At 71.2% G+C, this 13,503-nt stretch carries 5 protein-coding genes and 1 pseudogene; 4 read left to right on the top strand and 2 right to left on the bottom strand.

Annotation, left to right across the window (positions count from 1 at the left end):
* Positions 1-39: 39 nt before the first annotated feature.
* A complete protein-coding gene (locus M5362_RS03950) occupies positions 40-1,155 on the top strand; it encodes a sulfite oxidase (protein WP_260225880.1) in 1,116 nt (371 codons plus the stop codon).
* Between the two features lie 43 nt (positions 1,156-1,198).
* Here M5362_RS03950 and M5362_RS03945 read toward each other — a convergent pair whose 3' ends face one another.
* Entirely contained in the window at positions 1,199-5,128 is a 3,930-nt protein-coding gene (locus M5362_RS03945) for a hypothetical protein (protein WP_260225879.1), read from the bottom strand.
* Between the two features lie 193 nt (positions 5,129-5,321).
* Positions 5,322-6,059 carry a VOC family protein gene (locus M5362_RS03940; protein ID WP_260225878.1) on the bottom strand — a complete coding sequence of 246 codons (738 nt, stop codon included), beginning with the start codon at positions 6,057-6,059 and terminating at the stop codon, positions 5,322-5,324.
* 81 nt (positions 6,060-6,140) lie between these two features.
* Here M5362_RS03940 and M5362_RS03935 point away from each other — a divergent pair.
* The 3 genes and pseudogenes from M5362_RS03935 to M5362_RS03925 all read left to right on the top strand — a co-directional run.
* Positions 6,141-8,192, top strand: a pseudogene (locus M5362_RS03935) (RICIN domain-containing protein); the annotation flags it as partial.
* A gap of 227 nt (positions 8,193-8,419) precedes the next feature.
* The gene (locus M5362_RS03930) at positions 8,420-9,430 is read left to right on the top strand and encodes a LacI family DNA-binding transcriptional regulator (RefSeq protein WP_260225876.1); all 1,011 of its coding nucleotides are present in this window, start codon (positions 8,420-8,422) and stop codon (positions 9,428-9,430) included.
* A 544-nt stretch (positions 9,431-9,974) separates the two neighbouring features.
* Positions 9,975-13,304, top strand: coding sequence for a CARDB domain-containing protein (locus M5362_RS03925; protein ID WP_374214412.1), 3,330 nt, complete (start codon positions 9,975-9,977; stop codon positions 13,302-13,304).
* The last annotated feature ends 199 nt before the right edge of the window (positions 13,305-13,503 follow it).

The following is a 13,503-nucleotide window of genomic DNA, read 5'->3' as shown; positions in this document are numbered from 1 at the left end:
GGGACCGCGCCCGCAGGAGCGCCCGACGGAGGTGCCGTGATGACCGCATCGGCCATCCCCCAGGGGCCCGGCGCCACTGTCTGGGCACCCGAGACGGTGACCGCCGAGCCGTACAACGCCCAGACGCCGATGGCCGCGCTGGCCGCCACGGTGACGCCCGCCGACGCCCTCTTCGTACGGGACCACTTCGGCGTCCCGCCCATGGAGCCCGCCTCCTGGCGGCTGCGCGTCGACGGCGCCGTGGCCGCGCCGCTCACGATCGACTACGAGGAGCTCATCGCGCTCGGACGCCCCGGGCGCCGGGAGTTCGACGTCGTCCTGGAGTGCGCGGGCAACGGGAGGGCCCTGATGAACCCCCGCCCACCGGGTCTGCCCTGGGGCCGGGGCGCGGTCGGCTGCGCCCGGTTCGCGGGCGTGCCCTTCCACCTCGTCGCCGAGCGGGCAGGCGTCGACCCGGCGACGGTCGAGTTCGTCTTCGCCGGAGCCGACGCCGGCACCGTCCACGGGCGTCGCACCGCCTTCGAGCGGGCCCTCCCGCTCGCCGAGGCCCTGCACCCCGACACCCTCCTCGCCACGCACATGAACGGCGAACCGCTCACACCCGTGCACGGCGCCCCCGTCCGGCTCGTGGTCCCCGGACGGTACGCCGTCGCCGACGTGAAGTGGCTGGCCGGGGCCCGCGCCGTCACCGAGCCCTTCACCGGCGTCTTCCAGGCCGAGGAGTACGTCTACATCGCCTCGGACAGCACGCCCGACGGGCCCGTCACGGCCATCCGCGTCAAGTCGCTCATCACCGCGCCCGAGCCGGACGAGGACCTGCGCCGCGGCACGCAGACCGTCGTACGCGGCCGAGCCTGGTCGGGCGCCGGCCGGTCGGTGGGACGGGTCGAGGTACGGGCCGTGGACGAGGACGGCACCGGGCCGGGGGAGGGCGCCCCGGACGGCGAGTGGCACGACGCCGCGCTCGATCCGCCCACCGGCCCGTACGCGTGGACGGGCTGGTCGTACCCCTGGACGCCGCGCCGCCCCGGCCGGTACCGGCTGATGGCCCGCGCGACCGACTCCCACGGCGCGACCCAGCCGGCCCGCGCCCCGTGGAACGCCCAGGGCTACGGCTGCAACCCGGTGGCCTCGGTCGACGTGGTCGTCGTCTGAATCCGACCCCCGGCCGCCCCGGTCGGCCCCGGCCGCCCCGGTGTCACGTGTCGCAAGGCGGGTCGTAGGGCAGGGCGGGCGACACGTACTCCTTCCACGCGGCCGGGGTCATCGCCGAACCCGTCGTCGCGCACAGCGACGCCCGGGCCGCCGCCGGGTCGGTCTGCCACAGACGTACGGTGCCGTCCTGCCCCGCGGACAGCAGCGCCCCGCCGCGCGGTCCGTACAGCAGGGCCCTTACGGCGCCGACATGGCCGGTGACGGGGAGCCCGTAGGGGGTGGCGCGGGCGGGATCCGATGTGTCCCACCGCCGGATCTGGCCGATGGCGTCGCCCCCGGCGAGCACGGCGCCGTCCGGAGCGAAGGCCACGCTCCACACGCTGCCGCCCAAGGCCATCGGCCGGCCGACGGCCTTGGGGGAGGGCTGCCGGGACATGTCCCAGAGCCTGACGCGGCTGTCCCCTCCGCCCGCCGCGAGCAGCGGGGCACGGGGATGGGCGGCCAGGGTCAGGGTCACCTGGTTGCCGGACACGCGCCCGGAGATGGCGGGGACGGTTCCCTCGCCCGTCCGCCAGGTGCGGAGCCGGCCGAAGACGTCCGACGTGTAGACCTGCCCCGGCCGGGGCGCGGCCACCATGGCCGGGATCGCCACCCCCTCCGTGTGCAGCTCGTCCCCCAGCGCGGAGGGGCGCCTCGGATCGGCCAGGTCCCAGGCGCGCAGGCCCCCGACGTAGCCGCCCTGCAAGTTCAGCGCCGCCGCGACGAGGGTGGATCCGCCGGCGTCGAAGGCGAGCGCGGACACCGGCTTCGTCTGTCCGGGCAGCGCCGTGCCCATCTCCACCGGGCGGGTGCTCGTCGACACGTCCCACAGCCGGACATCGCCGCCGTGGTCGCCCGTGGCGAGCACGAGTCCGCCCGCCGTACCCGGCGATCCGGGCGGCCGTGTCCGGAAGGCCAACGCGGTGACCGTGCCACGGAACCGTGTCGGGAGCCCTCCGACATGGTTCAGGCGCCTCGGGTCGGAGAAGTCGAACAGCGTCACGTACGGCCCCGACCCCACCGCGAGCAGCCGCCCGTCACCGCTCAGCGCCATCGACTCCGTCGTCTCGCCGCCGCCCATGACGACCATCCCCGTGGGCATCCGCCACAGCAGGATCCTGCCGTCCCCGCCGCCGCTGGCGAGGGTGCGTCCGGTGGGGTCGAAGGCGAGGTGGCTCACGAGAGAGGTGTGGGCGCGCAGGGTCGGGACGATCGCCCTGGTCCGGGCCGGGGCGCCGATGTTCCAGATGTTGATGGCCCCGGAGGTCTCTCCCGTGGCGAGCATGTGGCCACCCGGACTGAACGCGAGCGAGGCGAGCGGTGTGCTGAGGTAGAGGGTGTTGGTCACCTTCGGCCGCAGCGGGTCGGACACGTCCCGGACCACCACCCTGCTGTCACCGCCGGCGGTCACCAGCACCGATCCGACGGGGCTGAACGCCGCGCGGTGGACGACGCCCGAATGGCCGCCCAGATCTCCGCCCAGGGCCTTCGGACGGCTCGGGTCGGACACGTTCCACAGGCGCACGAGCAGTCTGCGCTCGTCGCCGGGGCCGGTGCCGCCGGTCACCGCGAGCGTGCGCCCGTCCCGGCTGAACGCGACGGAGGTGATGCCCTGACGCTCGACGGACACCACCGTGCTCACGCGACGCGGACGCCTGGGCTCGCCGACGTCCAGCAGCGACACCGTCCCGCTCGTCTCGTCGCCCGCGGTGAAGGACCCGGCGACGGCCAGCGTCCGGCCGTCCGGGCTGAACTGCACGCTCGTCACCAGGCCCTTCACCGCCGGCAAAGGGGTGGCGAGTGCCACCGGGCGCCTGGCGTCGGAGACGTCCAGGAGCTGTACCCGGCCGTCCCCGCCGCCGCGGGCCACCAGGTCGCCACGTGGGCTGTACGCGACCGCGGACACGGGGGCCTTCTCGTCCACTCCGGGTTCGGACGCCAGGCGAGCGGGCCGGGAGGTGTCCTTGGTGTCCCAGAACCGCAGGGACCCACCGCCGGTGGCCAGCCGGCCCGTCGGGTGGAAGGCGACCGGCGGGGCCGACCCGAAATCGCCCGGGAGCGCCGTGGGAAGGATCGAGTTCGCGGCCGTCGTCAGCCGCGTCCGCAGTCGGTCCGTCGGCCGCATCCGGTGGGCGACGAGGTCGAGTTGCGCGGCCAGCGCGCCGTTGGTCTCGCGTTGGCGGTCCGCCTCGGCGCTGACCCGGTCGAAGATGGCGTCGTCACGCGCCCGCACGGCGTCACGGCCCTGGTCGAAGGCGTACGCGGCCAGCCCCGACGCCAGCACCGCCAGTACGGTGACGGCGGCCACCGCGCCGCGCCGGAACAGGCGGCTCCGGCGTTCCTGGCGCGCGGAGGCGGCGAGGTAGTCACGGACCAGGGGAGTGAGATCCTCGGGTCCGGCCACCGAGGACCAGGTGCGGGCCAACTCCAGCCGTGCTCCCCGGAGCAGCGCGGACGCGTCCTTGCGGTCGCCGCGCTCCCAGGCCACGGCGGCCTCCTCGACCTCCTGCCGCACCGGCACACCGCTCTGCCCCGCCCCGATCCAGTCGCGGCTCAGCCGCGGCCACGCCCTCAACAGCGCCTCGTGCGTGACCTCGACGGTGACGGTTCCCTCGCGCCAGTCCACGCCCTGGGTGAGCAGTCGGGCGCGGGTGAAGCGCTCCGTGAGATCCGGCACCACCTCGGGGTCGGCGGCGGCGAGCAGCAGGTCGGCGCGGCTCCGCCGGCGGCGGGTCACCTCGCCGTTCTCGCCGATCCTGACCAGACCGAGGAACATCAGCCGCGCGGCGCGCTGCGCGGAGGGAGTCAGCCTGCCGTACTCCTCCTCGGCGGTGGCCGCCACCGCGCCGTCGATGCCGCCGGTGTCGCGGTAGCTGTCCACCGTGAGGGTGTCACCCCTGCGCTCCCTCCAGGTGGCCCGCAGCGCGTGCGCGAGGAGAGGCAGCCTGCCCGCCTCGTACGCGCCCTCGTCCCGCGGGGTCGTACCGCGCAGGTCGCGCAGGACGATGTCCACGAAGCCGGGCCCGAGGGCCAGCCTGCCGCGCTCGGCGGGCCTGGTCACCGCCCGTCGGACCTCGTCGTCGCTCATGGGGCCGACGATGACCTGACGCTCCAGCAGGGCGTCGCGCAGATGCGGGAAGGCGCTGCACGCCCCGTAGAAGTCCGCGCGTACGCCGTAGACGGTGAGGGCCACGGGCGGCTCGCCACGGTTCGGCGGAGCCGAGCCGGTGAGGCCGGCGAGCACGTCGATGAACCGGCGGCGGGCGGACTCGTCCCGGCAGAGGGTGAAGACCTCCTCCAGCTGGTCGACGACGAGCACGACCCGGCCCTCCGGCGGCAGTGCCATGCGCTCCCGCACGAAGGCGCCGAGGCGGCCGGGCCCCGCCTCCATCGCCTCGGTGACCAGCGCGGGTTCCGCTCCCGTGAGCCTGCCCAGCGCCGAGGCGAGCGCCGAGAGCGGCTCGGCCGTGGGGGTCAGCAGCAGCCGCGGCCAGTGCCGCGATCCCGGCAGCCGGCCCTGCGCGAGGCCCGGCAGCACCCCGGCACGGAGCAGCGAGGACTTGCCCGCGCCGGACGGCGAGACGACAGCCAGCGGAAGGTGATCCGCCACGCACAGTTCCAGCCTGTCCATGACCTGGTGGACCAGGGACTCCCGGCCGAAGAACCACTCGGCCTCGTCCGTGTCGAACGCGCGGAGGCCGGGGTAGGGGCAGTCGTCGTTCTCCGAGGGTGTCGTGGTCCTCGACGTCTGCTCGCCGCCGGAGTGGTAGTGCTCGTGGTGGTGCTCGTTCACGGCGCCGTGGACGACGACCATGTCCCGGGCCGCGTGGTACAGCGCGCCCCGCTCGTTCGCCCACTCGTACAGCTCGTCCGTGAACGCGTCTCGTTCCGGCCGTGGCGACCCGGGGTCCTGAGGATCCTGACGGTATGTCATGAGATCCAAGTGTGCGCCAACACCATTGTCTGTACGCGGAGTTGGGTGTGACACACACATTCTTCACGGCTCCGAGCACCCTGGTGCGCCTGGGGCTCGATGCCATGGACGGCCCGGGTGACGGCCCGGGCCCGAAAAGGGTCCCCCACGCGGACTTCGCCGCCGACCCGAGACCGGCCGGAGCCGGTCAAGGTCAGCGAGGAGTGAGGAGGCAGAACTCGTTGCCTTCCGGGTCGGCCAGAACCGTCCAGGAGATCGCGGACCGGTCGATACCGGGGTCGGTGGCGCCCAGGGCGCGCAGTCGGGCCTCTTCTGCTTCCAGGTCGTCACCGGGGTAGGGGCAGACGTCGAGGTGGACGCGGTTCCACACACTCTTGGCGTCGGGGGTGCGGAGGAACTCCAGGTAGGGGCCGACGCCTTGGGCGGATCGCATGGTCGCGTGGTCGTCGGTGACCTCGTGCAGCGTCCAGTCCATCGCCCGGCCCCAGAACCGGGCCATCTCTCGTGGGTCGGTGCAGTCGACCACCACCGCGGCGATCGGCCCGGTGTCCTGGTAGATCGGGCGGGGCTCCAGGACGCAGAACTCGTTGCCCTCCGGGTCGGCCATGACCGTCCAGGGGACGTCGCCCTGACCCACGTCGGCGAGCGTCGCGCCGAGATCCTTCAAGCGCGCGACCAACGCCGCCTGATGGGCGGTCGAGGTGGTGGCCAGATCGAGGTGCACCCGGTTCTTCACCGTTTTGGCTTCCGGGCGGGCGACGATGTCGATGCAGACGGCCACGGGGTCGGGGTAGGCGAAACCCACGGGTTCGAGGTTGGTGACGCCGGGCCCCTCGCTGTCGACACCCCAACCGAGTGCCTCCGCCCAGAACCGGCCGAGCGCGGAGTCGTCGTGGGCCTTCATATTGATCTGCACGAGTCGTGTCGCCATGCCGCAGATCCTAGAAGCCGCCGCCGCCCGGGGCCGATGGTCGCCCTGCGGGCGGCACTGGACCGGCAACCGGAGCAAGTAGACGACGGCTCCCGACTGTGGATCGACGACCAACTCGTCATCGAACACGACGGATTGCACGGGGCAGAGCCGAAGGACGGCACGCTGGCACTGTCGGCCGGCCTCCACTCGCTGCGGATCGAGCACTTCGAACGCGACGGCGGCCAGCAGCTCACGCTCGCCTGGAAGCCGCCGGGCGCCTCCGACTTCAGCCTCGTCCCGAACTCCGCGCTGAGCACGGACGCGGGCGTCGTACGGGTGACAGCGCCGGGCGCCAAGCAGTGCGAGGGCGGTGCCGACTCTCCAGATGACGGGCTGCCGCTGACCGGCGTCCACCCGGACTACACCCTCACCGACCTGCGCCCGGCCGGCTTCGAGCCACAGGTCTCGGCGATGGACTGGCTCCCGGACGGGCGCCTGGCCGTGGCCACCTGGGGCGGCAGCCAGAACACCGCGGGCGAGGTCTACCTCCTCGACAACGTCACCGGCGACACCGGCCCGAACAAGGTGACGGCGAAGAAGATCGCGCAAGGTCTCAAGGAGTCGATGGGCATCAAGCATGTCGACGGCAAGCTCTACGTCTCCCAGAAGCACGAGCTGACGGAGCTGAACGACACCGACGGAAACGAGGTCATCGACCAGTACCGGACAGTGGCGACCTGGCCCTTCGGCGGAAACTTCCACGAGTTCGCCTTCGGTCTGCTGCACCAGGACGGCTTCTTCTACCTCAACCTGTCGGTGGCCATCAACTACGGCGGCGCGACGACCGACCCGCAGCCGGCGGCGAACCGCGGCACCACCATCAAGGTGAACAAGGCGACCGGGGCGGTCTCCTCCATCGTCGGCGGCCTGCGCACCCCCAACGGCATCGGCTGGGGCCCCGGGGGCGATCTCTTCGTCACCGACAACCAGGGCGGCTGGCTGCCCTCGCCCAAGCTCGTCCACATCAAGCAGAACAGGTTCTTCAACCACTACACCAACCCGGACGGGCCCTTCGACGCGCAGCCGGTGACCAAGCCGGTGCTGTGGCTGCCGCAGAACGAGATCGCCAACTCCCCGAGCACCCCGCTGCTGCTGGAGGAGGGCCCCTTCGCGGGTCAGATGCTCTTCGGTGACGTGACCTACGGCGGGATCCAGCGCGGCTACCTGGAGAAGGTGGGGGGCGAGTACCAGGGTGCCGTCTTCCGTCTGACCCAGGGCCTGGAGGCCGGCGTGACCCGGATCAGTGTCGGCCCGGACGGCGCGCTGTACGCCGGCGGACTGGGAGCGGGCGGCAACTGGGGCCAGGAGGGCAAGCTCTCCTACGGCCTGCAGAAGCTGACACCCACCAGCAGTCATGCCTTCGACATCCGCGCCATGCGCGCCGTCACGGGCGGCTTCGAGCTGGAGTACACCCAGCCGCTGTCGGCGGACACGGCGAACGGTCTTGCCGCGAAGTACAAGATCAAGCAGTGGCGTTACGTCCCGACCGCGGAGTACGGCGGCCCGAAGGTCGACGAGGAGACGCTCACCGCGCAGTCGGCCACGCTGTCCGGTGACGGCAGGACCGTGACCCTGAAGGTGCCCGGCCTCAAGGCGGACCGGGTGGTGCACGTGCGCTCGCCCCGGCCGTTCAGCTCGCAGGGCGGTGACCCCCTGTGGAGTACGGAAGCCTGGTACACGCTGAACCAGCTGCCCGGCGGATCTCCCGACCGGACCGGGGAGGTCAAGGGCATCGCCGGCAAGTGTCTCGACGTCGACAACTCCCAGACCGCGGACGGAACCCAGATCCAGCTGTGGACCTGCAACGGCACCGCCGCCCAGCGGTGGGCGCTGCCCGGGGACGGAACCGTACGCGCGCTCGGCAAGTGCCTCGACGTCTCCGGGGGAGGCGGCGCTGACGGCACGAAGATCCAGCTGTGGACCTGCAACGGCTCAGGAGCCCAGACGTGGGAGCCGCAGGGCGCCGGCACGCTGCGCAACCCTCGGTCCGGCAAGTGCATGGACGTGGAGGGCGGCGCCGGGAGCGACGGCACCCGGGTGCATCTGTGGACCTGTCATACCGGGCAGAGCCAGAAGTGGACCCTCCCCTGACCGACTGAGTTCCCGCTGATCCACGGCACAGGAGAGGTGGTCCCCGGCCCCTGCCGCCCTGGGAGCCGGAGACCACCTCGGGCCGAGGGGGATCCTGAGCCGTTCCCGCTCTGTCCGCGTCGTGGCTCGACGGGGGCGGATATCCCGGCATTGCGGCGCATCACCGTGCTGTAAGGACGACAAGAAGCGTGCAACTTCCTGCCTATCCTTGCGCTAGGGTTGCGTTCGTGACGCGACGACTTGCTTTGGTGGCGAAAAAGGTGGGGGTCAGCGAGGCCACGGTCAGCCGAGTTCTCAACGGTAAGCCGGGGGTGTCGGAGACCACCCGCCAGTCCGTGCTCAGCGCGCTGGACGTCCTCGGCTACGAGCGGCCCACGCAGCTGCGGGGGGAGCGGGCCAGGCTGGTGGGTCTGGTCCTGCCGGAGCTGCAGAACCCCATCTTTCCGGCCTTCGCCGAGGTCATCGGGGGCGCGCTGGCGCAGCAGGGACTCACGCCGGTGCTCTGCACGCAGACCAAGGGCGGCGTTTCGGAGGCCGACTACGTCGAGCTGCTCCTGCAGCAGCAGGTGTCCGGCGTGATCTTCGCCGGAGGTCTCTTCGCGCAGGCCGACGCGCCGCACGAGCACTACCGGCAGCTGGCGGAGCGCAAGATCCCCGTCGTCCTGGTCAACGCTCCCATCGAGGAACTCGATTTCCCGTGTGTCTCCTGTGATGACGTCGTCGCGGTGGAGCAGGCCTGGCGGCACCTCTCCTCTCTCGGGCACGAGCGCATCGGGCTGGTCCTCGGTCCCGAGGACCACATCCCCTCGCGCCGGAAGCTGGCCGCGGCGCGAACGGCGGCGGCCGTGGCGGGCACGGTGCTGACCGAGGAGTTCGTGGAGCGCTCGATGTTCTCGCTCGAGGGCGGCCAGGCGGCCGCGGGGCGGCTGTGGGACCGCGGGGTGACCGGAGTCATTTGCGCGAGTGACCCGCTGGCCCTGGGCGCCATTCGAGCAGCGCGCCGACGCAGGCTGGCCGTCCCCGCCGATGTGTCCGTGCTGGGGTTCGACGACTCGGCCTTCATGAACTGCATCGACCCGCCCTTGTCGACGGTGCGGCAACCGATCGAGGCGATGGGGCGGGCCGCCGTCGATCTTCTGTGTGCCCAGATCCAGGGGGCGCAGCCGCACCCCGGCGAGCTGCTCTTCGATTCAGAGCTCGTGGTGCGGGGCTCGACCGCGCCACCGTCCACCAGCTGACCCGCGCCCGCCCGCAGTTGTCTTCTGTTCTGCGGGGGCGTGCGACACCGCGCGGCCGATGCTGAGGGCCAGACCTGACGGTCTGGCCCTTTCGTGTGCTCGGGCGAACGCCGGCCGCAGCCCCGAGCACCCTGCCGAAGGACGTGACGCGACTCCGTCCTGACCGCGGCCCCTGACGCGCTCGCGGCGGCGGGCCGCCCCAGACGCTCACGTGACGCGCGCGCCTCCAACAGGCAGTTGTGTCGGCCCCGTTGACAAAGTGGTGACCTGACGGAAACCTGTCACCTGGTCATCGCAAAAGATCGACTGAACAGCTCAAAAAAACTCGCTGACGCGCGGATGTTCCCTCTTTGGGTATGGAAAGTGTCGTGCGAGGTCTCTGTCGACGTTCACCCGATGTATCCGCCCCCCCAGCCCGTCCTCCTTCCCCCGGCGCTGTGCGTGCCGTCGGCAGGGCGAGTCCGGTCGGCCCTCGGGTGAGGAATCAAGAGGACTCTTCATGCGATTGAGAAACCACGGGCGGCGAGTGATCGTCGGCTCGGTGATGGCGGGCGTGATAGGTGTGGGGATGCTTCCCGCCCCCGCCTTTGCGGCCGAGGGCCCCAATCTCGCCCTGGGCAGGTCCGCGACGGCCGGCGGCACGAACGGCAGCTACGTCGCCGGAAATGTGACGGACGGAAGCCAGGCGTCCTACTGGGAGGGCCCCAACGGGGCGCTGCCGCAGTGGGTGCAGGTCGACCTGGGCGCGAGCACCGAAGTCGACCGGGTCGCGCTGAAGCTTCCCGCTTCCTGGGGCTCCCGTGTCCAGACACTGAGCGTGCTGGGCAGCACGGACGGAGCCTCGTTCGCCACACTCTCGGGATCGGGTGCGCGCACCTTCGACCCGGCGAACGCCAACACCGTCAGCATCCCCGTCACCGCGACCACGGCCCGCTTCATCCGGGTCCAGGTCGCGGCGAACACGGGCTGGAACGCGGCCCAGTTGTCCGAGCTGGAGATCTTCGGCGAGGAGGACGGGGGCGGTCCGGTCGAGCCGGAGCCCACCGGGACGAACCTGGCACGCAACAAGCCGATCGAGGCCTCCTCGGTCGTCCAGTCGTACGTGGCCGCCAACGCCAACGACGACAACGTCGCCACCTACTGGGAGTCGGCCGGTTTCCCCGCCACCCTGACGACGAAGCTCGGCGCCAACGCCCAGGTCGAGGCGGTCAGGATCCGCCTCAACCCGGACCAGGCGTGGGGTCCGCGGACACAGGCCGTCGAGGTGCTCGGGCGTGAGCAGTCGGCCACGGGGTTCACGTCCCTCAAGGCCCGCGCCGACTACCGGTTCAGCCCGTCCTCGGGCGGCAACACCATCACCATCCCGGTCACCGGCCGGTATGCCGACGTGCAGCTGAAGTTCTTCAGCAACAACGGTGCCCCCGGTGCTCAGGTCGCCGAGTTCCAGGTGGTGGGCACCGCCGCCCCGAACCCGGACCTCACCGTCACCGACCTCGTGTGGACCCCCTCCTCCCCCTCGGAGACGGACCCCGTCGAGGTCAGCGCGACCGTCCGCAACGCCGGCACCGCCGCCTCGCCGGCGACGTCGGTCAACGTGAGCCTCGAAGGCGCCGCGGCGGGCACCGCGCAGGTCGGAGCGCTCGCCGCCGGCGCCTCCACGACCGTCAAGATCCCCGTCGGCAGGAAGGCGATGGGCAGCTACACCGTGTCCGCCGTCGTCGACCCGGCGAACACCGTCGTCGAGCAGGACGACACCAACAACAGCCGTACCGGCTCCTCCAAGCTGGTCGTCGGACAGGCCCCCGGCCCCGACCTCACGGTCACCGCGATCACTCCGAACCCGTCCTCCCCGGCGGTGGGCGCGCAGGTCTCCTTCACCGCCACGGTCCAGAACCGGGGCACGACCGCCGTCGCCGCCGGGACCGTCACCCGCCTCGCGGCGGGCACCACCACGCTGAACGGAACCACCCCCGCGGTCGCCGCCGGTGGGACGGTCACCGTGCCGCTCTCCGGCACCTGGACCGCCGCGAGCGGCGGGGTCACCCTCACCGCGACGGCCGACGCCACCGCGACCGTGGCCGAGACGAACGAGAACAACAACGTCTTCAGCCGTTCGCTCGTCGTGGGTCGCGGCGCGGCCGTTCCGTACACGGAGTACGAGGCGGAGGACGCCCGCTACCAGGGCACCCTGCTCACCGCCGACGCCAAGCGGACCTTCGGTCACACCAACTTCGCCACCGAGTCCTCGGGGCGCAAGTCGGTCCGGCTGAACTCCACCGGTGAGTTCGTGGAGTTCACCTCCACCAACGCCGCGAACTCCATCGTCGTACGCAACTCGATCCCCGACGCCGCCGCCGGTGGCGGACGGGAAGCGACGCTGAGCCTGTACGCGGACGGACAGTTCGTACGGAAGCTGACCCTCTCCTCCAAGCACAGCTGGCTCTACGGCACCAGCGACGACCCGGAGGGGCTCAGCAACACCCCGGGAACCGACGCCCGCCGTCTGTTCGACGAGTCCAACGCGCTGCTGACCCAGTCCTACCCCGCCGGAACCAAGTTCCGGCTCCAGCGGGACGCGGGCGACAGCGCCTCCTTCTACATCATCGACATGATCGACCTGGAGCAGGTCGCGCCCCCGGCGGCCCAGCCGGCCGGTTGTGTGTCGATCACGAACTACGGTGCGGTGCCCAACGACGGAATCGACGACACCGATGCGATCCAGCGTGCTGTGACAGCGGACCAGAAGGGCGAGATCTCCTGCGTGTGGATCCCGGCGGGCCAGTGGCGCCAGGAGCAGAAGATCCTGACCGACGACCCGCTGAACCGCGGGATCTACAACACCGTCGGCATCCGTGACGTGACCATCCGCGGCGCGGGCATGTGGCACTCCCAGCTCTACACCCTGACGCCGCCGCACCAGGCGGGCGGCATCAACCACCCGCACGAGGGCAACTTCGGCTTCGACATCGACCACAACACGCAGATCTCCGACATCGCCATCTTCGGCTCGGGCACGATCCGTGGCAACAACGCCCAGGAAGAGGGCGGCGTCGGCCTCAACGGACGCTTCGGCAAGAACACCAAGATCAGCAACGTCTGGATCGAGCACGCCAACGTCGGCGTCTGGGCCGGCCGCGACTACACCAACATTCCCGAGCTGTGGGGACCGGGTGACGGCGTCGAGTTCAGTGGCATGCGGGTCCGCAACACCTACGCCGACGGCATCAACTTCGCCAACGGCACCCGTAACTCCACCGTCTACAACTCGTCCTTCCGCAACAACGGTGACGACGCGCTGGCCGTCTGGGCCAGCAAGTACGTCAAGGACCAGTCGGTGGACATCGGATCCAACAACCACTTCCGCAACAACACGATCCAGCTGCCGTGGCGGGCCAACGGCATCGCGATCTACGGCGGATTCGGCAACACCATCGAGAACAACATCATCGCCGACACCATGAACTACCCCGGCATCATGCTGGCGACCGACCACGACCCGCTGCCCTTCTCCGGGCAGACCCTCATCTCCAACAACGCCCTGTACCGCACGGGCGGCGCGTTCTGGAACGAGGACCAGGAGTTCGGCGCCATCACCCTGTTCGCCCAGGGCCAGCCGATCCCGGGCGTCACCATCAAGGACACCGACATCGTCGACTCGACGTACGACGGCATCCAGTTCAAGACCGGTGGCGGCGAGATGCCGGACGTGAAGATCACCAACGTCCGGATCGACAAGTCGAACAACGGCTCCGGCATCCTCGCCATGGGCGGCGCCCGCGGCAGTGCCACCCTGTCGGGCGTGACGATCACCAACTCGGCCGAGGGCAACATCCTGGTCGAGCCCGGATCGCAGTTCGTCATCAACAACCCGTAACACCGTCACCGGCGCCGAGAGCGCCGTGAACAGGGGTCCGGCCACGGCGGTGGCCGGACCCGCAAGGCCGAGCGCACCCCGCCGCCTGCGGCGAGCGGGGTCTTCGGCATGCCCTCGATCGGCCGGTTCTGCCTTCTGGAATCCAACTACCTTCGGGCGTAGACGAGTTGGCCAATCTCTGCAACTCTTCCACCGCTCG

Source organism: Streptomyces sp. Je 1-79 (assembly GCF_025195125.1).
In the GTDB taxonomy this organism is placed as follows: Bacteria; Actinomycetota; Actinomycetes; order Streptomycetales; family Streptomycetaceae; genus Streptomyces.
This window is presented reverse-complemented; position numbering and strand designations above follow the sequence as displayed.